Below are 23,188 nucleotides of genomic sequence, written 5' to 3' on the forward strand. Positions count from 1 at the left end.
AAAGCACATGCAGTGTGCAGATGTACCTCGGAGCCGAAGGAGGGCTGGCGCAGCCATACCTTTCGGAATAAAAAATAGAAAAGCGACTCGCTTCTCTGACAGAAAACTGTCTCCTCTGTCTGCTGTGATTAAAATTACTGTAGCATAGGAAAGAGGGAAAGTAAAGAGTTCCTAAGTCCTAAATACTAAATCCCCAGCATACATTGTAAAAACAATGTTTTCGGGGGATTTTTCCTTGAAAGATTATATTGAGGAACGGGCGGTTGAAATAGCAAATTATATTATTGAAGAAAAGGCAACAGTAAGGCAGACAGCAAAGAAGTTTGGGGTATCGAAGTCTACGGTACATAAAGACTGCACAGAACGACTTCTTCAGATAAATCCGGCTCTGGCGGCGGAGGCGCGGAAGATCCTGGATTTGAACAAGTCCGAGCGCCATATCCGCGGTGGACTGGCTACCAGAGAAAAATATCTGCATATGGGGAATCATATAGAGGAGTAGGGATAAAATAGCAATAGGAAAATAAGAAGGACTGACACAGGTATTATGTTTAAAGAAGCGGTAAAATTTTTTAAACCATTCCTGTAAAAGTCCTTTTTTCATGTATTCATGAAAAAATGTCAAAATGTATAGGAACATTTGATTTTTAAGAGTAGATTGCACATATTGCCCAAAAGTGATAGTATAACTATCAAAAGTAGGAATGTGCAATGGGAAGTTCAGGAGTAAGAAAGCATCAGTATCAGCAGAGATACAAAAGAATTTTGTCGGCAGCGCTTACACTTTTCTGCGAAAAAGGAATTGAGGAAACTTCGATTGAGGATATAGCCGGGAAAGCAGAGGTGGGGCCGGCTACGGTGTACCGCTACTTTGAAACAAAAGCAGAAGTTGCCATTCAGGGTGGGATTTTGTATTGGAGGGAGGTTTCTGAGAAGTACTTGGTTCACTTATCAAAACAGAAGTATCTGGAAAGCAACGGCAGGGACCAGATTAGAAAGATTATGGATATTTTTGTGTGGATATTTGAACAGGAGTTTGATTTCCTGAAATTTCTTCAAGAGTTCGATGTGTTTGTAAGAAAATATCAAATTTCCCAGGAACGTTTAAAGGAGTATGAGCAGGAAATTCTGAATCTGAAACCGTATGTGACAGACGCTTTAGAGAAGGGAATTAAGGATGGCAGTCTGTATCTGACGCAGCCGGTGGAGAAAGTTTATTTTTCTGTGACTCATGCCATGCTCAGCCTGATGCAGAAGCTGGCTTCCAATGGGAGCATGCTTTCTTCTGACGAGAGAGTGGAACTGATTACTCAGATAAAGATTGTTTCGGAAATTATGATAAGGGGGTTACAGGCATGAAAAGATTGACGACGAGTAAAATATGGCTGTTTGCTGTGGGACAGTTCGGGTGGTCCCTGTTGTCGGGGATTATATCCAACTGGCTGGTTTATTTTTATCAGCCGGATAAGACAGCAGTGGCTCAGGGACAGAACATTTTTATCCCTCAGGGGATGGTTATCTTTGGAATTATAACGGTGATTGGAGGAATTACTGCATTTGGGAGGATTTTTGATGCTGTGACAGACCCCTTAATTGCTTCCTGGTCTGACCGCTGCCAGTCAAAAAACGGAAGAAGAATTCCATTTTTGAAATGGGCTTCCCTGCCCTTGGCCGTGTCCACAGTTCTGGTTTTCTGGTCACCGGTAGAAAAGACAAGCTGGATAAACGGAGTATTTCTGTTTTTTATGGTGATGATTTATTATCTTTCTATTACAGCTTACTGTACCCCTTATAATGCCCTGATACCGGAATTGGGCCATACGCAGGAAGAACGGTTGAATATTTCTACGGTAATTTCCTTTACGTTTATTGCAGGAACAGCGGTAGCTTATCTGGCGCCGGCTATTTGGGGGATGCTGATTCCTTCATTGGGGCGGGTGCAGGCCATTCGGCTTACTTTTACCGGAATGGCATTTTTGGCATTCTGGTGTATGCTGGTTCCTGTATTTTCTATAAAAGAGAAGGAGTATGTCAACACAGTGCCGACCAATGACACCGCATTTCGTTCTCTGGCATCTACGTTTAAAAACGGAGAATTCAGAAAATTTGCGGGCTCTGATATTTTTTACTGGATTGGGCTTACCATGTTTCAGACAGGATTGCCATTTTTTGTAACCAGTCTTTTAAAGCTTCCGGAATCCATGACTACCATTTATTTTGTGGGAATGACGGCACTTTCTGTGGTATTTTATGTTCCGGTTCATAAGCTGGTTTTGCGGTTTGGTAAGAAGAGACTGCTGGTGTTTGCTTTCGCAATATTTGCCTGTGCTTACTTTTATACGGGTTTTCTGGGGACATTCTCCAGGATTTCTCCTGTAGTGCAGGGCGGGATTCTTACTGCAGGGGCGGCATTGCCTATGGCAATATTTGGAATTCTTCCCCAGGCCGTGGTAGCAGACATTGCTCAGAGCGATGCCCTGGTGTCAGGCCAGAATCGGGAGGGAATGTTTTATGCAGCCAGAACCTTTGCCTTTAAGTTGGGACAAAGTCTGTCCATGCTGCTGTTTACGGCTGTTTCTACCATTGGACAGTCTGTTGGGACTGGATATCGGATGACAGCATTTTGCGCAGCGGCATTTTGTGTGGCAGGAGGAATTCTGTTCCTGCTTTATGATGAGGGGAAGATTAATAAACTCATACGGGAGGAAGAAAAATGAGAGGTTTCATCAGTCAGAAAGAGTATGAAAAGAAAATGCAGGATGTGGCAGAACCTTTTTTGAAACAACGGCGTGAGGATTTCTGGCTGGAACGGGAAACCGGAAGAAAAATTCATTGCGTGTATTATCGGGCAGACAATGCCAGGGGAATTGTAATTATTTCTCATGGGTTTACAGAGACAGCAGAAAAGTATAAAGAAAACATTTATTATTTCCTGCAGCAGAATTACAGCGTGTATATACCCGAACATTGCGGACACGGAAGGAGTTATGGATTGCTGAAGAAAAATTCGCCGGTGTATGTGGATTTCTGGGAACGTTATGTTTGCGATTTGCTCTATGCGGCTTTCTGGGCGAAAAAAAGAGAACCGGATTTGCCTCTTTATCTTTATGGTCATTCTATGGGCGGTGGAATCGGGGCCGCAGCGGCAGGGAAAAAGCCGGAACTCTTTCAGAAGGTCATACTGTCATCCCCCATGATTCGTCCTCTGACGCCTGGCGTTCCATGGAGAGCTGCAGTATGTATTGCGTACATAATGTGCTGTCTGGGGAAGGGAAAGAACTATATGCCGGGGCAGCATGATTACGAAGGGGAGGAATCTTTTGCACAGAGCGGAGCCTTATCAGAAGAACGGTTTTCTTACTATCAGAAAAAGAAAGCTGCAGAACCGGATTACCAGCTGGGAGGGGCTTCTTATGGCTGGCTGAAGGAAATGGCGGGATTGTACCATGTGCTCATGAGGAAAGCGTATCGCAAAATGCACATGCCGGTTCTGGTATTTCAGGCAGAGAAAGACTTTTATGTTTCTAATAAGGAGCAAAACCGTTTTGTAAAAAGAGTACATAAAAATACAGACAGTCTGATACATCTGATTTTGGTACCGGGAACAAAACATGAGATTTATCATGCAGATGACTGGACGGTACAGCAATATTGGGATACTGTTTTCAGATTCTTACAGTCGTAAGCTTCTGCAGTTTTTTACTGCGTCAGAAACTGTGCATATTTCTTCGGCGACACGCTGGTGGCCCTTGTAAAGGCCTTGAAAAAATTGCTGTAGTCATTAAATCCGCACTTGGCGCTGGCCTCAGTCACCGTATACCCCTCGGCAAGCAATTCTTTGGCATGGGAAATCCTCTTCGCCGTAATGTATTTATTAATGGTGGTTCCGGTGGCAGACTTGAAAAGCCTGCACAGATAAGAAGAACTGATGAAAAAATGTGCGGAAAGCTGTTCCAGGCTCAAAGGTTCTTCAATGTGCTGATTAATATAGGAAAGAATACTGTCCACCTGTGCATTGGAATTAATCTGAGTTTCCGTATCTGCAATGTGATTCTTCTGAAACCGTTTGTTCAGGAACACCATCAATTCCAGAAAAGCCGCCTGCTCCAGAATGTCGGTTCCGTATCCTGCTGTGTGTGTGAGCTTGTGTATGTAGTACAGGAAATTTTTCTGTTCCTCCAGGGTAAGGGAGACCTTATGGTTGGAACGCAGGGAACGATTCTGAAAACACGCATCTAAATCCGTGTTTGACGTGCTGAGGGATTTCACATAATCCGGGTAAATGGACAAGATAATCCGTTCATGAATCTGGCTGTCAATCTGAGTCAGATGGTGGCTTTCGTACTGATTAATGAAGAAAATATCACCCGGGAAAATGTTATAAAAGCAGTTATCGATGAGAAACTGTTTGCCGCCGGAAATGGAATAGTAAATTTCGTAACTGTCGTGAATATGCATGTCCATAGGCTTCTCGTCGCTGTATAAATGTGCGATGGAAAAAGTTTTATTCTGCAGGCAGTCGGTGATGGACTGTTTGCAGGAATTGAGCAGTTTCATATCCCGTGCCTCCTTTTCTGTTTTCTGTAAATTCGTAAAATATCTGAAATAAAATTCCCATGTCGTTATATCCAGTATATAAGAGAATATTCTAAAAAGCAATGAAGAAAGTTCAAGATTTGCAAGGTTTTAAACAGGAAAAGAAACCTTCCCCAAAGAGCGGCCTGCTATAATAAAGTCATATGAAAGATTACCGTACAGGAAACAGAAAGGGGAACCAACATGGAAGTAAGAACCGCGTCATCACCAAGAGACGTAAAACATTATACAACAGACCGTTTAAGAGAGGAATTTCTGATTCAGAACCTGTTTGTGCCGGGGGAAATAAAAATGGTGTACAGCCATATTGACCGCATTATCACAGGTGCAGCAGTACCGGCAGGAGAAACGCTGGTGCTTACTGCGGGGGCAGAATTAAGAGCAGAGTATTTCCTGCAGAGACGTGAAATGGGAATTATCAACATCGGCGGTGCAGGTGTCATTGTGGCAGACGGCAAAGAATATGAAGTTGGACACAAAGAAGGCATGTACATTGGCATGGGTGTAAAAGAAATCACTTTTGCCAGCAAAGAAAGCACAGTACCGGCGAAATTCTATTTTAACAGCACACCGGCGCACCATACATATCCTACGGTGTTGATTAAGCCGGAAGGAACACCGGAAGAGGGCGTTGTGATTGTAAAAGATGAAAATAAGGTAGAGCTGGGAACACTGGAACAATCCAATCACAGAACAATCTGTAAATACATTCTGCCGGGACAGGTAGAAAGCTGCCAGCTGGAAATGGGCATGACAAAACTGGAGCCGGGCAGTGTATGGAACACTATGCCATGCCACACCCATGACAGAAGAATGGAAGTTTATCTGTATTTTGATATTCCAGAAGATGCGTTTGTTATGCATTACATGGGAGAACCTACAGAAACACGCCACATTGTGATGAGAAATGAAGAGGCCGTGATTTCACCAAGCTGGTCTATCCACTCTGGTTCCGGTTCTCAGGCGTACACCTTTATCTGGGGTATGGCAGGGGAAAATCAGGACTTTGACGATATGGACCACATTGCAAATCAGGAATTAAAATAACAGGAAACTAAGTAGAAAAGGAGAACAGACATGGACGTTATGAAGAGTTTTTCACTGGAAGGAAAAGTAGCCCTGGTGACAGGTGCAGCATATGGAATCGGGTTTGCCATTGCAGAAGCTTACGCAAAAGCAGGCGCAAAAATTGTGTTTAACTGCAGAGGCCAGGAACACATGGATATTGCTATGAAAGCATACGAAGAAAAAGGCATTGACGCAAAAGGATATCTCTGTGACGTAACAGACGAAGCACAGGTAGCAGATATGATTCAGGATATTGAAAAAACGGTGGGAACCATTGATATTCTGGTAAATAATGCAGGAATTATCAAACGTATTCCTATGACAGACATGAGTGCAGAAGAATTCCGTCAGGTCATTGACGTAGACTTAAATGCCCCGTTTATCGTGTCCAAAGCAGTCATTCCCGGCATGCTGAAAAAGGGGCACGGAAAGATTATTAACATTTGTTCCATGATGAGTGAACTGGGCAGAGAAACCGTGTCTGCTTATGCAGCAGCGAAAGGCGGACTGAAAATGCTGACAAAGAATATTGCTTCTGAATACGGGGAGTTCAATATCCAGTGCAACGGTATCGGACCTGGCTACATTGCCACACCGCAGACAGCGCCTTTAAGAGAAATCCAGCCGGACGGTTCCAGACATCCATTTGACCAGTTCATCATCAGCAAGACACCGGCTGCACGCTGGGGAAATCCGGAAGACTTAATGGGACCGGCCGTATTTCTGGCTTCCGAGGCTTCTGACTTTGTAAACGGACAGATTTTGTATGTAGACGGCGGTATTTTAGCTTACATTGGAAAACAGCCGAAATAATTTGAGATAAGGAATGAAAGATAAGCGGAGGAAAACAAGAATGAGAATTGCATTAATGAATGAAAACAGCCAGGGTGCAAAGAACCCGATGATTGAAAAATCTCTTAGAAAAGTTGTAGAACCCATGGGATTTACTGTGGATAATTACGGCATGTATACAGCAGAAGACGAGGCACAGCTCACTTATGTACAGGTGGGAATCCTGGCAGCAGTGCTCTTAAATTCCGGCGCAGCGGACTATGTAATTACCGGATGCGGCACAGGAGAAGGCGCTATGCTGGCTTGTAATTCTTTCCCGGGCGTTATCTGCGGACATGTAGAAGACGCTTTGGACGCATATACTTTTGCACAGATTAATGACGGAAATGCTATTTCTCTGCCCTTTGCAAAAGGATTTGGCTGGGGCGGCGATTTGAACCTGGAATACATTTTTGAAAAGCTGTTCTGTGAAGAAAGCGGACAGGGATATCCGAGAGAAAGAGCCGTACCGGAACAGAGAAATAAGAAGATTCTGGACGAAGTAAAGAAGGTTACTTACAGAGAATTCACAGATATTTTAATGGAAATGGACAGAGAACTGGTGAAAGGCGCACTGGCAGGAGAGCACTTCCAGGAACTGTTTTTCGCAAACTGCAAGTGTGAAAAAATTGCTGCCTGTGTAAGAGAAATCCTGGGCTGCTAGAGGAGAAAAGCATGTTTAGTTTAAAAGTAATTGATAAAAATGAACGAACGGTGGCGTGGGCCAGAGGGGAAGAAGAAGTCAATCTCATGGTGGCAAGAACCTACGAAGAAGGAGATAGAATTGTTCTGGAAATCTCCAAAGAAGGAGAATATGCATGGGTACAGTTTGACGATGCCCTGGGCAGAAATCTGGTTTATCTTACCGGCAATGCGCAGTATCAAATTCCTTTTGGCGAGAAGAGAATCAATCTTTCACCAAAGGCATTTTCCGGAAACAAGCACTTAATCAGTGTGCGGAAAGCCAGAGATTTTGAGGTGAAAAGCTATCGTAATTTAGCTTTAAATGTCAACGATACGCATGAAAATACCACCTGTTTTCCCCATGCCTTTGCCAATGTGGAGACAAGAGGCGAGTCTGTTTTTGCGGCAAAGAATGCCATTGACGGAGTGACAGCCAATGAATGTCACGGCGAATGGCCCTATGATTCCTGGGGAATCAACCGGAATCCGGACGCAGAAATGACTGTGGATTTCGGACGGGAAGTGGAAATCGACCGTATCATTCTCTATATCCGGGCAGATTTTCCACACGATAACTGGTGGAAAAAGGTGACTGTAACCTTCTCAGACGGAGAAGAAAAAGAGTTTTCTTTAAAGAAAACAGGCTGTGGACAGGAATTCACCTTTGAAAAGAAAAAAGTGACCTGGGTGAAGCTGTCCAAGCTGATTCCTTCCCCGGAACCGTCACCATTTCCGGCTCTTGCGCAGATAGAAGTGTACGGAACAGATTTGTAAAAAAAACGGGCATACAGGAGCAGAAGCATTCCTGTATGCCTGTTTTTGTTGTGAATCTCTTTCTTTTAAAATACGCACCCATGTGATAAGATAAGAATATCACAGATTTGAAGACAGGACGGGCTTATCATGGCGCAGACATATTATGAAGAGTTGCAGCAGTTTCTCCCCGGACTTTCTCCGGATATGCCGGATTCCTGCATAAAACTGGCAGAATTGTTCCGGGCACAGGCCTTTGAACTGCATATTAGAACATTGCCGGCCGGGGAAGAAAAGTATTATATTCCTTATATGATGAACGATGCACTGGAGTGTTTGCTGATTCTGGAGCAATGCCGCATGACAGGCAGGTATCTCGTGGATTTTAAGGGAATAACACAAGCACATATGGCAAAAGACGGGGAAGTTTATCTTTTGGTAGTCAGGCAGGGAGACGACAATGTATTTACCATTTGGTTTTCGTCTATTCGGGAAGAAATGACCTGTTATCAGTATCACCGTATCGGACATTTCTGGGTAAAAGGACAGGAACAGTGGCGGCGGCTGGTATATATAGTGGGAACCCTTTACGATAAATATTCTTATATGGGGGATACTGTGTGTACACAGGCGGAAAAAGAACTGCTTCCTCTTATGGAACTGGCGCCTTTTCGTGCTTTTTCGCCGGTGAAGGAATCCCTGGATGAGGAATATCCGGACACTCTGGAAGGAGTGGAATGCATGAAAAAGCTGGCATTGGAAGCCGGGGATTGGAGATTGGCAAACCTGCTGAAAGTTTACCGAAGATTTCCTTTTCCCTGGGCAGAAAAACGGATACAGAGGCATATGGAGAGCAGAGCGGGAATTCCTCTTTATGAGGTTCTGTACAGGAAAACAGAAGCTGCGTCCAAGGTCTATCCCATCCGTGATTACGGAAGAAAAAGCAATGAGGAAACAGAGGAGAAAAGGCGGGCAGTATCCCGGAAATTACAGGAAAAAGGTTTTACGGGAGCGTATCCTTTTTTCCGAAAAGGCAGTATGCAGATACTGGCCATGGAGGAACATCCTTTTACGCTGTTGGAGGCAGAGGACTTTTCTTTTCGGATTCAGTTTATGGTTTCTGTCAGCAAAAAGGATAGTGAGAGGTACAATGGCGGCTTTTTTAAAGGAAGGCAAAACCGCGGATGGATAGAGAAAAATCTGGATTTTCTCGAAGGAAAACAGTCAAAGGGAGAGGAAGAGTAAAATGACAGAATATCTGCTGGGAAAGAACCCCCATACCATATCAGTAAGCCTGATGAATCTGCAGGAATTTTCTGCATTAAAGGGAAATTATCCTCATAAGAGAGAACTGATTCACAGCATGGAGCAGGCAGTTTCCTGCAAAGCGGAAGTGTACGCCCAGTGTCTGTTCGGAGTGCTGAAGATTCCCGATAAGAAAAATTTAGAGAAAAAGCCCTGGATTGCCGCCTGGTATTTTATGAAAAATAAACTGATTTTTCTGGATGACGGAGGGCAGATTAGCCGGATTTTAGAGAAAATAAAGGATATGGAATTTGGTGGAAATGCTTTGGAGGGACAGCTTCTTTTGGCTGTGTTTAACGGATTGATTGATGAGGAAGTTCCTTATCTGCAGAAGGTGGAAGAAAAGATAACAGAACTGGAAAATATTCTTCTGGAGGAGACACCAAGGGATTTTCCAAGGGTTTTGATGGGACTTAGAAAAGCAATGATGAGGCTTCATACATTCTATGTACAGCTTCTGGATATGGCGGAGGAACTGCAGGGAGCGGCAGGAGAAATTCTGGTGAAGGAAGAGGAAAATGCCTGGTGCGTGTTTTCAAACAGAGTGTCCCGTCTTCATGATTACACAGAAAATATCAGAGAGAATCTGCTGCAGCTTCACGAATTATATCAGGCACAGATAGACATTCAGCAGAACGAAATTATGACTATGCTTACCGTAGTCACAACTATTTTCCTGCCTCTGTCGCTGCTGGCAGGCTGGTACGGTATGAACTTCGGAAACATTCCCCTTTTAAACTGGAAGTACGGATATCTCACCGTGGTGCTTCTGACCCTTGTTATCATTGGACTGGAGCTTCGTTATTTCAGGAAAAAAGGTCTTCTGAAGAATAAAAAGAAATCTTAAATGCCAATACTAATAAAAAAGAAAAGAGGGCATTTCAGATGGAATCACAGACCAGAAACCTGCTGCGGGAATGCAGTACAGGATGTAAAATGGCAATCAACAGCTTCAATCAGATGCGGGATTATGTGGAAGATGAAAAGCTGAAAGAACTTATGAATACCTATGATAAAAAACATAAGGAATACGAAGAACAGGCTGGAAAAATGCTGAAGGAGGGAGGAAGCGAAGAGAAAGAGCCGGGCGTTATGGCTTCTGTCTTTTCCCGACTTTCTACGGATGTGAAACTGCTTATGAAAGATGACAGCAGCCAGATTGCAAAGATGATTATGGATGGCTGCAACATGGGGATTCAGACCCTTGGGGGATTTGTGAATCAGTATAAGAATGCCTCCAGACAAAGCCTTGCGCTGGCGGAAAATATCATAAAAACAGAAGAAAAACTGATGAAGGAAGTGCAGGAATTTTTATAATCTGCAGGAAAAATTGGCAGAGATACAGAGGGCAAAGGAAGGGTTTATGGATAAATACAAGGTTTTAAAGGATGTTTTTGGATACGATACATTTCGAGAAGGCCAGGAGGGGCTTATAGACAGTACCCTGGCAGGACGTGATGTGCTTGGCATTATGCCTACAGGGGCGGGGAAATCCATCTGCTTTCAGGTGCCTGCCCTGCTTTTTCAGGGGATAACCATTGTGGTGTCGCCTCTGATTTCGCTTATGAAGGACCAGGTGGCTGCTTTAAATGCAGCAGGCGTACATGCGGCTTTCATCAACAGTTCGCTGACAGAAGGACAGTATAGGAAGGCCATGGAATTTGCCGCCCGGGGGCGGTATAAAATTATTTATGCAGCACCGGAAAGACTGATGACAGATTCCTTTCTGGCGCTTGTCAATCAGGTGGAAATTTCTATGGTGGCTGTAGACGAAGCCCATTGTATTTCCCAGTGGGGACAGGATTTCCGTCCAAGTTACCTGAAAATTGCAGAATTTATTCAGGTTTTGCCGAAACGCCCTGTGATTGCCGCTTACACGGCAACAGCTACAAGGGCAGTAAAAGAGGATATTTTGTGTATTCTGGGACTTCAAAATCCCTTTGTGGCTGTAACAGGATATGACCGGAAAAATCTCTGTTTTGCAGTGGAAAAGCCAAAGGATAAGATACAGGCGCTGTTAGATTATCTGGATAAAAACCGGGAAAAAAGCGGTATTATTTATTGCAATACCCGGAAAAATGTGGAAGAAATCCACCGTCGTCTGATACAGGAGGGATATCCTGCTGTGCGGTATCATGCCGGGCTGTCTGATGAAGAAAAGAAGCAGAATCAGGAAGATTTTATCTATGACCGGATGCCTGTTATGGTGGCAACCAATGCGTTTGGGATGGGTATTGACAAGTCTAATGTGCGCTTTGTTCTGCATTTTAATATGCCAAAAGATATTGAAAGCTATTATCAGGAGGCAGGCCGCGCCGGGCGGGATGGTGAGCCGGGAGAGTGTGTGCTGTACTATGCCGGACAGGATGTGAAGACGAATGAATTTCTTATTAACCAGCAGATGGAAAACGAGGAATTTGACAGGGAAGACATGGAACTGATTCGGGGAAGAAACTTTGAACGGCTGCGGAAAATGACATTCTATTGTTTTACCAACGAATGCCTGCGGGAATATATTCTGCGGTATTTCGGTGAATACGGAGGAAATTACTGCGGAAACTGCAAAAACTGTCTCACGGAATTTCAGGATACAGATGTGACGAAAGAGGCGGAAAGTATTTTGAAACTGGTAAAAACCAGTGGACAGAGATATGGAATACAGGCTGTTACAGACGCTGTTCATGGCTCGGACAGCGCCAAAGTACGGCAGTTTCATTTAAACGAAAATACATATTACGGAGTCTTGAAAGACCGAACCATTGTGCGGATACGACAGATTTTAAATGACCTGCTGGTAAAGGATTATCTGGTTCTGACAGCGGGAGATTATCCTGTTTTAAGGCTGGGGGAAAGAGGAAAAGCAATGCTTGACGGGGCAGAGGAACAAGTGCTTTTGAAACTGCCAAAAGAGCAGCCTAAGATGCAAAGCAGTGCGAAATCCGGCAAACAGAAAGTCACAGATGAGGTGAAATATCCCCTTCTCTTTGAACGTCTGCGGCAGAAACGGTACAAAATGGCCCAGGAGGCCAAGGTGCCGCCTTACATTATTTTTTCCGATAAAACACTGCGTCAGATGAGCACCTATCTTCCGGTTACGAAGGAAGAAATGCTTTCCATAAATGGGGTGGGAAACAGTAAGTATGAGAAATACGGAGAGGCATTTGCAGAGGAAATCCGAAATTTTATAAAGGAAAACGGGATTGAGAAGTGAAAAGGGGTGAAGAATCAGAAAAATAGCATACAGAAGAGACTGTAATTCGCAGTCTCTTCTTTTTTTGCCTTTTCCTGCGTAAACTGAACAAAAGACAGTAAGGAGACACACATGAAATTTCTGATTTTTCTTTCAGAGGTTAGTATTCCTCTTATCCTGTTTTACATAGTAGGCTTTGGTATTCTGATGAAGTGCCATGTATATGAAGAGTTTGTAAAGGGTGCAAAGGATGGACTGAAAACTGTGGTGGGAATTCTGCCCACACTTATTGGCCTCATGGTAGCTGTAGGGGTTCTGCGGGCTTCGGGATTTCTGGATATGCTGGGAGAACTGCTGGGAAAGTTTACTGCACATGTGGGTTTTCCCGCGGAGCTGGTTCCCTTAACGATTGTACGGATGTTTTCTTCCAGCGCCGCTACAGGCCTGGTACTGGATATTTTCCGGGAATTCGGCACAGATTCCCGTGTAGGACTTATTGCGTCTATTATGATGTCCTGCACAGAAACGATTTTTTACACGATTTCTGTATATTTTATTGCTGCAAAAGTGAACAAAACCAGGTATACGGTGTGGGGGGCGCTGCTGGCTTCTTTTGCGGGAATTGCAGCCAGTGTGGTATTGGCGGGAATGATGTAATAGAAAAGTTGTTGACAAAAATACATCATAATGCTAATATGGTAACACGCTAAAGCAAAGGGGGATAAAGATGAGATACTACGATAAAATAACACCGGACGGAACCAGGGATTTGCTCTTTGCCGAGTGCGACCAGCGTTCTCAGGTGACGAAGACTTTAAAGGATTTATTTGTCTCCCAGGGATACCGCAGGGTGATGACACCGGCACTGGAGTTTTACGATGTTTTCGGAGAAGCAGCGAAATATCTGCCAAAGGAAACCATGTATAAGCTGACAGATTCCAAAGGAAGACTCATGGTGCTGCGTCCGGATTGTACAGTTCCTGTGGCAAGGCTGACGGCAACCAGACTGAAAGGAATGCCGCTGCCTCTCAGACTGTATTATAACCATAATATTTACCGGGGTTTTCCTGAGAGAAAGAGTAAAAGTGTGGAAATCAACCAGGTAGGAATCGAATTAATAGGCGGCTCCTCTCTGCGCAGTGACTTGGAAGTTGTGGAACTGGCCGCAAGAAGTCTGGACAAAATCGGCAGTGGAAAGTACCGGCTGGAACTTTGCCACATCGGATATTTCAAGGCAATTATGGGAAGTCTGGATGCAGATGAGGATACGAAAGAAGAGATTCGTCTTTTGATTGAACAGAAAAATTATGCCAGCCTGACAGATATTTTAGGCAAGGCCAAGGAGAATAAAGCGGCCAGAGCGCTGCGAAAACTGCCGAGACTGTTCGGTGGGGAAGAGGTCTTTGAAAAAGCCTATGACTTGTTTGATGAAAATGGGGCAAAGGAAAGCCTGGATTACCTGAAAGGCATTTATGAATACCTCTGCAGACTGGGCCTGGGAGATAAGGTTATTATTGATTTGGGACTTGTAAATCTGGCGGAATACTATACGGGAATTATCTTTCGCGGTTACTTTGACGGCGTGGGAGAGCAGGTACTCTCCGGGGGGCGGTACGATACGCTTCTGGGTCAGTTTGGAGAAAATCACGGTTCCATTGGCTTTGGAATCAATGTGGATTTGGCAAGTCAGATGGTTCATCCGGAGCCGGAAAAAATACCGGAAATTCTGATTTTTGCCAGGGATATCAGTGCAGTTCCGGATAGTGTGCGCTATAGAAAAACACTGGAAGAGCAGGGAAAAACAGCAGAAAACAGTGTCTTTGATACCTTAGAGGAAACTCTTGCATATGCCCGTAAGAAAGGGATTTTAACAGTCCATTTGGTTGGTGAAGAAATCACGGAATATCAGACAGGGAAAGGAAGGAAAGAGGATGAAACCAATTAGAATGGCACTGACCAAAGGGCGTCTGGAAGATAAAACCATAGAAATGCTGGAGCGGCTGGGATATGACTGTACCAGTGTGAGAGAAAAGGGAAGGAAGCTGATTATGCCCATAGGGGACGGCAGTATTGAGATTGTGTTGGCCAAGGCGGCGGACGTGGTTACTTATGTGGAAACCGGAGTCTGTGATATGGGTGTGGTAGGGAAAGACACCATTATGGAAAAAGGTGGAACTTTCTATGAAATTGCAGACCTGGGATTCGGAAAATGCCGATTTGCCCTGGCAGCTTTAAAGGGGGCAGATGTGTATCGCGGATATAAAACCAGAACGATTGCCAGCAAGTATATGAATGTAGCAAAAGCCTTTTTTGAAAGCAAAAATATGGACATTAATCTGGTGAAAATAGAAGGTTCTGTAGAACTTGCCCCGGTGCTTGGACTGGCGGATGCCATTGTGGATATTGTAGAAACAGGCACTACATTAAGGGAAAACGGACTGGAAGTCAAAGAGAACATCTGTGATATCAGCGCTCGTCTGATTGTCAATATCGCCAGCATGAAGCTGCGAAAAAATGAGATAGAAAAACTCATTGAGAAGATAGAGCAAGATGTAAAAAGCAGAGAATAGGGAGGTGCACTTATGGCATATCAGATACCGGAAAAATTGAAAAAACTCCAGGCTTATGAGCCGGTTACAGAAGTTTACAAAGTGCGCCTGGATGCCAATGAAAGCTTTATAGACCTGCCGGATGAGATTAGAAAAGAGGTTCTGGAAGCTATCAGTCAGGTGGAATTTAACCGTTATCCGGACCCGGAAGCAAAGGAACTTTGTCAGTGTTTTGGTGAATTTTTTCAGGTGGATTCCAGGCTTCTTACTGCAGGAAATGGTTCGGATGAATTGATTTCCCTGATTGTGCAGAACTTTCTGGAACCTGGACAGACTATGCTTACCGTAAGTCCGGATTTTTCCATGTATGGATTTTATGCGCAGGCTGCAGGAGCCAAAGTTGAAATTCTGGATAAGCAGGATATGGTGCTTTGTGCAGAGGATATGATTCAAAAAGCAAGAGAAACCGGAGCAGAATTGATTATCTTTTCCAACCCCTGCAATCCCACGGCTCTGAAGCTGGAGCGGCAGGATATTCTTCAGATTGTGGCACAGACAGATGCACTGGTGGTTGTAGATGAGGCTTATATGGATTTTTCAGAAGGTTCTGTATTGGACGAAATCGAGAATTACGGAAATTTAATTGTATTGAAAACCTGTTCCAAGGCCTTTGGAATGGCGGCTATCCGCTTGGGATTTGCAGCAGCCAATGAAGAAATTACCCGGATTTTAAAGGCGGCAAAATCTCCGTATAATGTGAATTCCCTCACTCAGGCGGCGGGCTGTGCTGTCTTAAAACACAGGGAATATCTGCAGGAATGTACGGAGAAAATTAAAGAATCTGTGGGAGAATTATATGCTGGGTTAAAGGCGCTAAAGGAAAAAAAGCAGCAAATCCGTAAACTGTATCCTACCAGTACAAACTTTGTTTACGTCGATATAAAAGCTGGGGAAACTGTATTTGAAGGGCTGAAAAAGGCGGGGATTTCCGTGCGTTTTATGAAAGGATATCTGCGTATCTGCGCCGGTTCTCAAAGAGAAAACCAGGAAATTTTACAGAGCCTTGAGAACTTGCTGCAATAGGAAAACCGCTGCAAAAAGAAAGGGGAGAGACCAGTGAGAACAGCAAAAATAGAGAGAAATACAAAGGAAACGCAGATTGCGCTGATTTGGAACACAGACGGGCAGGGAATTTATGAAGGCACTTGCGGTATCGGCTTTCTGGACCATATGCTGCAGGCTCTGTGCGTGCATGGAAAGTTTGATATTCAACTGTCCATGAAGGGAGATTTGGAAGTGGACTGTCACCACAGCACGGAAGATTTGGGCATTGTTCTGGGGATGGCTCTTGCAAAAGCATTAGAAGAAAAAGGCGGCATTCGTCGTTATGGTACGGCATATATTCCCATGGATGAGACATTAGGATTCTGTTCTTTGGACATCAGCGGCAGGGCTTTTCTGGTGTATGAAGCAGAATATGAAAACCAAAGTATTGGCGCCCTGGACTGCTGTATGATAAAAGAATTCTTTCGTGCGCTGGCCTTTCAGGCAGGGATTACGCTGCACATGAAAATCCTCTATGGTGAGAATGACCACCATAAGGCAGAAGCCCTTTTCAAAGCATTTGCTCATGCATTGAAAGACGCTGTAACAGAAACCGGAGGCGGTGTTCTTTCTTCAAAAGGAGTGTTGTGATGATAGCAATTATTGATTACGGTGCGGGGAATCTTTTCAGTGTGAAAAATGCCCTGGATTACCTGCAGATAGAGAATTGTGTGACAGAAAAAGCAGAGATAATACGCCGGGCGGACGGGCTGATTCTTCCCGGGGTGGGAGCTTTTCCGGATGCCATGGAAAGGCTGGAAAGGAAGCAGCTGGTGTCCGTAATTCAGGAAGAGGCGGCAAGGAAACCCCTTCTGGGAATCTGTCTGGGAATGCAGCTTTTGTTTGAAGAAAGCTGGGAATTTAAGAAGACAAAAGGATTGGGCCTGATACCGGGCAAAGTCATCAAAATAGATGGAAAAGGGGAAAAAATTCCCCATATGGGTTGGAATCATCTGGAGGTATTAAAACCCTGCAGTATGACGGAAGGAATGGAGGAAAACAGCTATGTGTATTTTGTTCATTCCTACAGAGCGGATACAGAGCCTGAATACCTTTCCTGTACCACTTTTTATGGGGAAGAGATTCCCGCACTGGTGCAGAAAGATATGGTTTACGGTGCACAGTTTCATCCGGAAAAAAGCGGAAGTGTGGGATTGAATATGTTAAAAAATTTTGCGAGGCTGGTGGAAAAATGATTATATTACCTGCAATAGATGTAAAAGATAAAACCTGTGTACGCCTGGTACAGGGGGATTACAGCACCGCGCATAAGGTAGCGGAAGACCCCTTAAAAACAGCAGAAAACTTTGCGCTGCAAGGGGCAAAATGGATACATATGGTAGATCTGGACGGTGCAAAAGCAGCCTGCCCGGTCAATGAGGAAATCTTTCTGAAGGTGGCAAAAGAATCCGGACTGCACACAGAAGTAGGAGGCGGAATCCGCAGTATGGAAACCATAGAGTGGTATTTGACCAGGGGAATTTCCAGGGTGATTCTGGGGTCTGCAGCAATCAAAAATCCTGTGCTTGTAGAGGAAGCAGTCCGGATTTTCGGCAGTCAGATTGCAGTGGGAATTGACGCCAGGGACGGTGCACCCGCAGCAGAAGGCTGGTTGGAAAGGAGCAGTCTTTCCTATCTGGAACTGGCAAAAAAGATGGAACAGGCAGGTGTAAAAACCATTATTTATACAGACATATCCAAAGACGGAACCTTGCAGGGCGTGAATCTGGAGCAGCTTGCAAAATTAAACGAAACGGTGTCCTGTAATATTATTGCCAGCGGAGGTGTCCGCTCCATAGAAGATATTGAAGCGTGCAAAAAGCTGGGGCTTTATGGCTGTATCTGTGGAAAAGCCGTATATACAGGCAGCCTGGATTTGCGGGAAGCGATAGAAAAGGCAGGTGAGCAGTAATGCTGGCAAAAAGAATTATTCCCTGTCTGGATGTCAGGGATGGCAAGGTAGTCAAGGGGATTCATTTTGTAGGTATCCGGGAGGTTGGCGACCCGGTAGAATGTGCTGTTGCATATGACAGACAAGGGGCGGATGAACTCTGTTTTCTGGACATTACAGCCACCCATGAGGGAAGGAAAACCATGGTTGATGTGGTAAGAAAAACGGCGGAAAATGTCTTTGTTCCTTTGACTGTGGGAGGAGGAATCCGCAGTGTGGAGGATTTCCGGGAAATCCTCCGGGCAGGTGCAGATAAGGTAGCGGTAAATTCGGCTGCGGTGGATCATCCTCACCTTATCCGCCAGGCGGCAGAGGTATTCGGAAGTCAGTGTGTGGTTGCGGCTATTGATGCAAAAAGAGATGAAACAGGCGCATTTCATGTGGTGGTTCACGGCGGAAGAAAGGATACAGGACTGGACGCTGTCTGGTGGGCAAAAGAGTGTGAAAGGCTGGGAGCCGGAGAAATTTTACTGACTTCTATGGATGCGGACGGCGCAAAAGAGGGGTTTGATTTGGAACTTTTAAGGGCTGTTTGTGGAGCAGTTTCCATTCCTGTCATTGCCAGCGGAGGCTGCGGAAAGACAGAGCATTTCTCTCAGGTATTTGAAGAGACAGGGGCGGATGCAGCGTTGGCAGCTTCTTTGTTTCATTATAAAGAATTGACGGTAGATGAGGTGAAAGCTCATTTGGAAGAACATAAAATACCGGTAAGGAGACAGAATAAAGGATGAAAGAGATAGAGGAATATTTTACAAAAGCAGACCTGCTTCCTGCTATTGTACAGGAGGCGGAAACAGGAGAAGTGCTGATGCTGGCTTACATGAACCGGGAAAGCTTTCAGAAAACCCTTGAGACGGGATACACCTGGTTTTACAGCCGTTCCCGGCAGGAATTGTGGAACAAGGGAGCGACCTCCGGCCATGTACAGAAGGTAGTGGATATTAAGGGAGACTGCGATAAGGATACGGTTTTAATCACCGTGGTTCAGACGGGAGGGGCCTGCCATACAGGTGCCCACAGTTGTTTTTTCAGAGAAATCGGAAAGGAAGAAATGCTATGATGGATGTCGTGAAAGGTTTATATGAAGTTGCAAAGCAGAGAAAAGAGACAAAGCAGGAAGGCTCCTATACCTGTTATCTTTTTGAGCAGGGGCTGGATAAAATCCTGAAAAAATGCGGAGAGGAATGCAGTGAAGTGATTATTGCAGCCAAGAACGGAAACAATGAGGATACGGCCAATGAAATCTGTGATTTGCTGTATCATCTTATTGTCATGATGGTACAAGCCGGGATTTCTGTAGAGGAAGTAGAAGGGATTCTGGAGGAGAGACGGCAAAAAATAGGAAATTTGAAAACGTTTCATGTCAGTGACCACAATACCTGAAACAGAGGATAAAATTTCTGCCGATTTGTTCATAATTTATTCTGTGAAAATCCTGCCGGATATGATAAACTGTGGGTAAGAAAAAAGACAGTTTATGGAAATGCGGGTAAAACTATGAAGGAAGAAAAGAAGAGGATTGCGTTCAAGATATTGCTGAAAATCCTGTTGGCAGTACCGCTGACAGTTATATTTATTCTGATACGGTGCGTACAGTTTTTCTTAAAGCTGTGCGGACCGGTTGTTTCGTTTGTCTGTATTTTGTCATCCGTGGTGGTTTCCCTTGGAGTGCTGATAGAAATTATTTTGCAGATACAGGGAAAAGGACCGGGAATCGCACCTGTTTTTCTGACAATGGCCCTTGCCGGAGGTCTGGCTTATGTACCGGTGGCAGGCGTAGGCATGGTTATGGTGGTTTTGGAGGCGGTGTGCAGCTGGATATGGAAGTTTTACATGGGAAATTCGGACAGCCTGAAGGCTTTTTACAAGCGTCCTGATTACAAATGGTCCGCTTTTGATGAGAGCTATAGGGGCGGAGAAAGCAATGATTCGGAAGTGCACATACACTATTTTAAGGGAATTAAGAATCTGGAAGAATTGAAAAGAAGATATGGGGCGCTGCTTCGGATTTACCATCCGGTGAATGATTTTGGTGAGGATGAGATTACCAGAAGTATTGTAAAGGAATATCATTATCTGAAAGACAGGTTTCTGGAAGAAAACAAGAATAGAAGTTGACAAGCCCCACGAAAAAGCTATAATAAAAGATAGTGAATATTTCAAAAATTGGAGGATTTAAACATGAAAGTATTAGTAGAAACATCTGCAAGACATGTGCATTTATCACAGGAACATCTGGAAGCTCTGTTCGGAAAAGGACATGAATTAACAGTGAAAAAAATGTTGAGCCAGCCGGGTCAGTTTGCTTGTGAAGAAAAAGTTGAAGTAATCGGAACAAAAGGCAGCCTGAAAATGTCTGTTTTAGGACCGGTTAGAAAAGACACACAGGTAGAAGTTTCTTTAACAGACGCAAGAAGTCTTGGCGTAGTTGCTCCGATTCGTGAATCAGGTGACATCAAAGAATCCGGTGTCTGTAAGTTAGTAGGACCGGCAGGTGAAGTAGAACTGACAGAGGGCGTTATCGCTGCAAAACGTCATGTACACATGACACCGGAAGACGCTGAAAAAGCAGGCGTGGTTGACAAACAGATCGTAGAACTGGCTATCGAATCTCCAAATGGAAGAAGCCTGACTTTCGGTGATGTAGTGGTTCGTGTAAGCGCATCCTACGCAACAGCAGCGCACATTGATACAGATGAAGCAAATGCGTTAGCTCCTGGAAAAGAATGCTACGGAGAAATGATTGTAAAATAATCGGATTATAAAAATCTCATTGTGTTTGCTGCCTGAATCAGCTATAATGAAAGCAATAGGAACAAAAAAATACAGTAAAAGCAGAAAAGGCAGTGATAAAGTGAAGCATTATGAGGTTTTTCATGATATTCTGGTGAATCTCTTTCAGGAAATCATGGATATTGAAGGGAAGGCACTGATTACTCCTGAATTTAAAGATATTTCTGTTAATGATATGCATATTATAGAAGCCATTGGAGAGGAAAGCCCCAGAAATATGTCTTCGGTTGCCAGAACCTTGTCTGTGACCGTGGGAACCCTGACCATTGCTGTGAACGGTTTGGTGAAAAAGGGTTATGCACACCGGGAAAGAAGCGAAGAAGACAGACGAGTGGTGCTGATTTCGCTTACGGATAAGGGACGCAAAGCCAATGCACATCATAAGAAATTTCATGAGGGAATGATACAGGCAGTACTGAAGGATTTGGATGAAAGCCAGCAGGAAGTTCTGGTGAAATCCCTGTTGAACCTGAGAGAATTCTTCAATTCTTATCAGAAAAAAGAACAATAAAAAGAGCCGATACACCTTTAAATAGCAGGGGGTGTCGGCTCTTTTTGCTTCAGTACCGCATAAGCAAATATTTTTTCACAATGGGGAAGGGCGCGGGCCCGATTTCCAAAAGGTTTTGATGAAAGAGTTTTAGGTTGAAATCCGTTCCCTGGATTTCCTGGACATTGCTTTTGAGCGCTGTAAAATTTAAAAATCCCAGATAATATTTCAGGTAGTTGGCAGGATTTTCTACGATGTATTGAAAGATTTCCCGGCAGGCATTTTCGTCTGTAATGCCGAAACTTTTCAAAAGTTCCTGAACGGTTTGCAGATTCCAGCCGGTATCGTGGATACCGATATCCAGAATGGAGTACAGGCAGAGGGTGACGGAGCGGTTCAGGCGGAGAAATTCCATAACCTCCGGGTCTGTCTGCAGGAAGCAGCAGCTGTATTCATAAGCCATATTTTCCACATAAGTGGCCCAACCTTCCACATAACCGCTGCAGCCGAGAAGATGCCGGATGGGGGGACAATCCTGCTTTCCGAAATAGACGGTCTGGTACAGATGGCCGGGAAAACCTTCGTGGGCCAGGGTGGTGAAACGCTGGACATCTGAGACGGTAGTGCTTTGGTTAATGTAAATGGTATTGGGTGTCAGAGTATCCACAGGCGGCGTGAGATAAAAGGCAGGACTGGAGAATTCTTCCATGGAATCCGGAACGTATTTTACTTCATAGTCTTTGACCGTCAGTTTGGGAAAATCGTCTGTCATAACCCGGCTTAAATAATCCAGCATTTGTTCCGGAGAGGAGGAAGCAGTCTGGGGAAGTTGTGCTGCTTTTGTAAAAATGTCAGGGTCTTTCTGCACCAGATTCTGAATTTCTTCAAAATCCAGGAAGAGCTGCTGATACAGATGTTTCTGAATTTCCCGGACAGAACGATAGTCTCCGGTACTGCTTTTTATCAGATAAGCATAGTATTTTTTGCCCTCTGGAAGGTGACAGAGTCCCCCTTGGTTTTTCCCGCTTCCCTTCAATTTTTCCAGACTTTGTGCAAGGGACTTATAGGCGGGAAAGACACAGTTTTTTAAGATTTTTTCGTGTGTTTTTATGTAAGAATCCCTCTGTTTTTTGCTTATGACCTTGAGTTCCGTCAGCTTCTGAACCCGGTCTTTAAAAGTCTCGGAGAGATAGTGGGAGTTTAGGTCTTCACAAAATTCTTTACACTGCTGTACGGTCCGTTCTGCGCTGTCGTCGCTCATGAAGAGTCCCTGGCGGGATTTTTCCTGCTCAAACTGCTGGATTTCCTTAAAATAATCCGGGAGAGAAGTGAGCAGGGAGAGATAGTCTTTGACATCTGCCGGGGTTCGGAAAGTATACTCTGCCAGAAGGGCAGGAAGCTGAGCCTGTATTCCAAGATTGGGACTAAGGGGTTCCTGAAGCAGATAGCAGTTTTCAGAGGAGAGTTCTGTGGCAAACTGCAGCCGCAGGATATCATAAACCATTTGATTTTCTGTGGAAAGTTTGGAGGCAGGAAAACGCTCAAGCTGCTTTTTCAAAGCCTTTATGGAGTCGAAATTTTCCTGCAGATTCTGGGGTTTCATACTGCCAAGGCTAATGCTGTAATTCTCTATATTGTATTTTTCAGGATAAGCCAGAGTATAATGGAGATTCAGCGTATTGGATGAAAGTTCCTGGCAAAAAAGCTGCCGGGTAAAGGCTTCAAAGCGTGTATCCCAGGAGGAAAAAGGACGGGTTTTCAGACAGAAAAGCGAAAAAATGCCAAGAAGCAGAAGAAAAACAGCAGCAGTGATTTTGCGGGAGAATCTGAAAGAAAACTTTTTCAAAGGAGGGCCTCTTTGCATAAAATACTCT

The 23,188-nt window shown here is 44.3% G+C and carries 27 protein-coding genes; 25 read left to right on the plus strand and 2 right to left on the minus strand.

Translation table 11 applies throughout. From position 1 onward, the window contains the following. Nucleotides 1-235: 235 nt before the first annotated feature. The 4 genes from spoIIID to G5A70_RS09455 all read left to right on the plus strand — a co-directional run bounded on the left by spoIIID (nt 236) and on the right by G5A70_RS09455 (nt 3,685). Nucleotides 236-502, plus strand: a complete 267-nt coding sequence (spoIIID, locus tag G5A70_RS09440) for a sporulation transcriptional regulator SpoIIID (RefSeq protein WP_173749399.1) — start codon at nt 236-238, stop codon at nt 500-502. A 209-nt stretch (nt 503-711) separates the two neighbouring features. After that, entirely contained in the window at nt 712-1,359 is a 648-nt protein-coding gene (locus tag G5A70_RS09445) for a TetR/AcrR family transcriptional regulator (RefSeq protein WP_173749400.1), read from the plus strand. Next, nucleotides 1,356-2,717, plus strand: a complete 1,362-nt coding sequence (locus G5A70_RS09450) for an MFS transporter (protein WP_173749401.1) — start codon at nt 1,356-1,358, stop codon at nt 2,715-2,717. Before G5A70_RS09445 ends, G5A70_RS09450 begins: the two co-directional genes overlap by 4 nt. Continuing rightward, on the plus strand, nt 2,714-3,685 hold the full coding sequence (locus G5A70_RS09455) for an alpha/beta hydrolase (protein ID WP_173749402.1): 972 nt from the start codon (nt 2,714-2,716) through the stop codon (nt 3,683-3,685). The genes G5A70_RS09450 and G5A70_RS09455 overlap by 4 nt, the downstream gene beginning before the upstream one ends. 14 nt (nt 3,686-3,699) lie before the next feature. Here the strand turns inward: G5A70_RS09455 and G5A70_RS09460 are convergent, their stop codons facing one another. Next, nucleotides 3,700-4,557 carry a helix-turn-helix transcriptional regulator gene (locus G5A70_RS09460; RefSeq protein WP_173749403.1) on the minus strand — a complete coding sequence of 286 codons (858 nt, stop codon included), beginning with the start codon at nt 4,555-4,557 and terminating at the stop codon, nt 3,700-3,702. A 222-nt stretch (nt 4,558-4,779) separates the two neighbouring features. On the opposite strand from G5A70_RS09460, the gene kduI reads away from it, so the two are divergent. The 21 genes from kduI (at nt 4,780) to G5A70_RS09565 (ending at nt 21,335) form a co-directional block, all read left to right on the plus strand. Continuing rightward, nucleotides 4,780-5,643 carry a 5-dehydro-4-deoxy-D-glucuronate isomerase gene (kduI, locus tag G5A70_RS09465; RefSeq protein WP_173749404.1) on the plus strand — a complete coding sequence of 288 codons (864 nt, stop codon included), beginning with the start codon at nt 4,780-4,782 and terminating at the stop codon, nt 5,641-5,643. 30 nt (nt 5,644-5,673) lie between these two features. Next, nucleotides 5,674-6,477: a gluconate 5-dehydrogenase gene (locus tag G5A70_RS09470; RefSeq protein WP_173749405.1), complete on the plus strand. Its 804-nt coding sequence runs from the start codon at nt 5,674-5,676 to the stop codon at nt 6,475-6,477. Between the two features lie 40 nt (nt 6,478-6,517). Continuing rightward, nucleotides 6,518-7,159 carry an RpiB/LacA/LacB family sugar-phosphate isomerase gene (locus tag G5A70_RS09475; protein ID WP_173749406.1) on the plus strand — a complete coding sequence of 214 codons (642 nt, stop codon included), beginning with the start codon at nt 6,518-6,520 and terminating at the stop codon, nt 7,157-7,159. Nucleotides 7,160-7,170: 11 nt separating this feature from the next. Then, complete coding sequence (locus G5A70_RS09480) at nt 7,171-7,953, plus strand: DUF7402 domain-containing protein (protein WP_173749407.1); 783 nt, start codon at nt 7,171-7,173, stop codon at nt 7,951-7,953. 129 nt (nt 7,954-8,082) lie between these two features. Beyond that, on the plus strand, nt 8,083-9,177 hold the full coding sequence (locus tag G5A70_RS09485; protein WP_173749408.1) for a DUF3878 family protein: 1,095 nt from the start codon (nt 8,083-8,085) through the stop codon (nt 9,175-9,177). A 1-nt stretch (nt 9,178) separates the two neighbouring features. Next, nucleotides 9,179-10,084 carry a CorA family divalent cation transporter gene (locus G5A70_RS09490; RefSeq protein ID WP_226853605.1) on the plus strand — a complete coding sequence of 302 codons (906 nt, stop codon included), beginning with the start codon at nt 9,179-9,181 and terminating at the stop codon, nt 10,082-10,084. Nucleotides 10,085-10,122: 38 nt separating this feature from the next. After that, complete coding sequence (locus G5A70_RS09495; protein ID WP_173749409.1) at nt 10,123-10,554, plus strand: DUF2383 domain-containing protein; 432 nt, start codon at nt 10,123-10,125, stop codon at nt 10,552-10,554. Between the two features lie 46 nt (nt 10,555-10,600). Next, nucleotides 10,601-12,448, plus strand: a complete 1,848-nt coding sequence (gene recQ, locus G5A70_RS09500; RefSeq protein ID WP_173749410.1) for a DNA helicase RecQ — start codon at nt 10,601-10,603, stop codon at nt 12,446-12,448. 111 nt (nt 12,449-12,559) lie between these two features. Then, nucleotides 12,560-13,084, plus strand: coding sequence for a spore maturation protein (locus G5A70_RS09505; protein WP_173749411.1), 525 nt, complete (start codon nt 12,560-12,562; stop codon nt 13,082-13,084). Between the two features lie 70 nt (nt 13,085-13,154). Further along, on the plus strand, nt 13,155-14,372 hold the full coding sequence (gene hisZ, locus G5A70_RS09510) for an ATP phosphoribosyltransferase regulatory subunit (RefSeq protein WP_173749412.1): 1,218 nt from the start codon (nt 13,155-13,157) through the stop codon (nt 14,370-14,372). Continuing rightward, nucleotides 14,359-14,997 (plus strand): ATP phosphoribosyltransferase, encoded by a 639-nt coding sequence (gene hisG / locus G5A70_RS09515; protein ID WP_173749413.1) that lies wholly within the window; start codon nt 14,359-14,361, stop codon nt 14,995-14,997. The genes hisZ and hisG overlap by 14 nt, the downstream gene beginning before the upstream one ends. A 12-nt stretch (nt 14,998-15,009) precedes the next feature. Further along, entirely contained in the window at nt 15,010-16,059 is a 1,050-nt protein-coding gene (hisC, locus tag G5A70_RS09520) for a histidinol-phosphate transaminase (protein WP_173749414.1), read from the plus strand. 33 nt (nt 16,060-16,092) lie between these two features. Then, nucleotides 16,093-16,671: an imidazoleglycerol-phosphate dehydratase HisB gene (gene hisB / locus G5A70_RS09525; protein WP_173749415.1), complete on the plus strand. Its 579-nt coding sequence runs from the start codon at nt 16,093-16,095 to the stop codon at nt 16,669-16,671. Then, a complete protein-coding gene (gene hisH, locus G5A70_RS09530) occupies nt 16,671-17,276 on the plus strand; it encodes an imidazole glycerol phosphate synthase subunit HisH (RefSeq protein WP_173749416.1) in 606 nt (201 codons plus the stop codon). Before hisB ends, hisH begins: the two co-directional genes overlap by 1 nt. After that, nucleotides 17,273-17,992: a 1-(5-phosphoribosyl)-5-[(5-phosphoribosylamino)methylideneamino]imidazole-4-carboxamide isomerase gene (hisA, locus tag G5A70_RS09535; protein ID WP_173749417.1), complete on the plus strand. Its 720-nt coding sequence runs from the start codon at nt 17,273-17,275 to the stop codon at nt 17,990-17,992. Before hisH ends, hisA begins: the two co-directional genes overlap by 4 nt. After that, nucleotides 17,992-18,762, plus strand: coding sequence for an imidazole glycerol phosphate synthase subunit HisF (gene hisF / locus G5A70_RS09540; protein ID WP_173749418.1), 771 nt, complete (start codon nt 17,992-17,994; stop codon nt 18,760-18,762). Before hisA ends, hisF begins: the two co-directional genes overlap by 1 nt. After that, complete coding sequence (gene hisI / locus G5A70_RS09545) at nt 18,759-19,091, plus strand: phosphoribosyl-AMP cyclohydrolase (RefSeq protein WP_173749419.1); 333 nt, start codon at nt 18,759-18,761, stop codon at nt 19,089-19,091. Before hisF ends, hisI begins: the two co-directional genes overlap by 4 nt. Next, the gene (gene hisE, locus G5A70_RS09550; RefSeq protein WP_173749420.1) at nt 19,088-19,414 is read left to right on the plus strand and encodes a phosphoribosyl-ATP diphosphatase; all 327 of its coding nucleotides are present in this window, start codon (nt 19,088-19,090) and stop codon (nt 19,412-19,414) included. Before hisI ends, hisE begins: the two co-directional genes overlap by 4 nt. Before the next feature lie 114 nt (nt 19,415-19,528). After that, nucleotides 19,529-20,149 carry a hypothetical protein gene (locus G5A70_RS09555; RefSeq protein ID WP_173749421.1) on the plus strand — a complete coding sequence of 207 codons (621 nt, stop codon included), beginning with the start codon at nt 19,529-19,531 and terminating at the stop codon, nt 20,147-20,149. A 63-nt stretch (nt 20,150-20,212) separates the two neighbouring features. Next, nucleotides 20,213-20,785 (plus strand): PduL/EutD family phosphate acyltransferase, encoded by a 573-nt coding sequence (locus G5A70_RS09560; protein ID WP_173749422.1) that lies wholly within the window; start codon nt 20,213-20,215, stop codon nt 20,783-20,785. A 100-nt stretch (nt 20,786-20,885) separates the two neighbouring features. Continuing rightward, on the plus strand, nt 20,886-21,335 hold the full coding sequence (locus G5A70_RS09565; RefSeq protein ID WP_173749457.1) for a MarR family winged helix-turn-helix transcriptional regulator: 450 nt from the start codon (nt 20,886-20,888) through the stop codon (nt 21,333-21,335). Between the two features lie 49 nt (nt 21,336-21,384). Here G5A70_RS09565 and G5A70_RS09570 read toward each other — a convergent pair whose 3' ends face one another. Next, entirely contained in the window at nt 21,385-23,160 is a 1,776-nt protein-coding gene (locus G5A70_RS09570; protein ID WP_226853607.1) for a DUF885 domain-containing protein, read from the minus strand. Nucleotides 23,161-23,188 lie beyond the last annotated feature (28 nt).

Origin of the sequence: Blautia hansenii, from assembly GCF_013304445.1 — a bacterium.
Lineage (GTDB): Bacteria > Bacillota > Clostridia > Lachnospirales > Lachnospiraceae > Blautia.

Coding starts and splice junctions, on each gene's coding strand:
- G5A70_RS09450 (WP_173749401.1), top strand. CDS start 1,356: ATGAAAAGATTGACGACGAGTAAAATATGGCTGTTTGCTGTGGGACAG.
- hisA (WP_173749417.1), top strand. CDS start 17,273: ATGATTATATTACCTGCAATAGATGTAAAAGATAAAACCTGTGTACGC.
- G5A70_RS09480 (WP_173749407.1), top strand. CDS start 7,171: ATGTTTAGTTTAAAAGTAATTGATAAAAATGAACGAACGGTGGCGTGG.
- G5A70_RS09505 (WP_173749411.1), top strand. CDS start 12,560: ATGAAATTTCTGATTTTTCTTTCAGAGGTTAGTATTCCTCTTATCCTG.
- hisF (WP_173749418.1), top strand. CDS start 17,992: ATGCTGGCAAAAAGAATTATTCCCTGTCTGGATGTCAGGGATGGCAAG.
- G5A70_RS09495 (WP_173749409.1), top strand. CDS start 10,123: ATGGAATCACAGACCAGAAACCTGCTGCGGGAATGCAGTACAGGATGT.
- hisZ (WP_173749412.1), top strand. CDS start 13,155: ATGAGATACTACGATAAAATAACACCGGACGGAACCAGGGATTTGCTC.
- hisG (WP_173749413.1), top strand. CDS start 14,359: ATGAAACCAATTAGAATGGCACTGACCAAAGGGCGTCTGGAAGATAAA.
- hisC (WP_173749414.1), top strand. CDS start 15,010: ATGGCATATCAGATACCGGAAAAATTGAAAAAACTCCAGGCTTATGAG.
- G5A70_RS09490 (WP_226853605.1), top strand. CDS start 9,179: ATGACAGAATATCTGCTGGGAAAGAACCCCCATACCATATCAGTAAGC.
- G5A70_RS09455 (WP_173749402.1), top strand. CDS start 2,714: ATGAGAGGTTTCATCAGTCAGAAAGAGTATGAAAAGAAAATGCAGGAT.
- hisE (WP_173749420.1), top strand. CDS start 19,088: ATGATGGATGTCGTGAAAGGTTTATATGAAGTTGCAAAGCAGAGAAAA.
- hisH (WP_173749416.1), top strand. CDS start 16,671: ATGATAGCAATTATTGATTACGGTGCGGGGAATCTTTTCAGTGTGAAA.
- G5A70_RS09460 (WP_173749403.1), bottom strand. CDS start 4,557: ATGAAACTGCTCAATTCCTGCAAACAGTCCATCACCGACTGCCTGCAG.
- G5A70_RS09475 (WP_173749406.1), top strand. CDS start 6,518: ATGAGAATTGCATTAATGAATGAAAACAGCCAGGGTGCAAAGAACCCG.
- G5A70_RS09555 (WP_173749421.1), top strand. CDS start 19,529: ATGAAGGAAGAAAAGAAGAGGATTGCGTTCAAGATATTGCTGAAAATC.
- recQ (WP_173749410.1), top strand. CDS start 10,601: ATGGATAAATACAAGGTTTTAAAGGATGTTTTTGGATACGATACATTT.
- G5A70_RS09445 (WP_173749400.1), top strand. CDS start 712: ATGGGAAGTTCAGGAGTAAGAAAGCATCAGTATCAGCAGAGATACAAA.
- kduI (WP_173749404.1), top strand. CDS start 4,780: ATGGAAGTAAGAACCGCGTCATCACCAAGAGACGTAAAACATTATACA.
- G5A70_RS09485 (WP_173749408.1), top strand. CDS start 8,083: ATGGCGCAGACATATTATGAAGAGTTGCAGCAGTTTCTCCCCGGACTT.
- G5A70_RS09560 (WP_173749422.1), top strand. CDS start 20,213: ATGAAAGTATTAGTAGAAACATCTGCAAGACATGTGCATTTATCACAG.
- G5A70_RS09470 (WP_173749405.1), top strand. CDS start 5,674: ATGGACGTTATGAAGAGTTTTTCACTGGAAGGAAAAGTAGCCCTGGTG.
- hisI (WP_173749419.1), top strand. CDS start 18,759: ATGAAAGAGATAGAGGAATATTTTACAAAAGCAGACCTGCTTCCTGCT.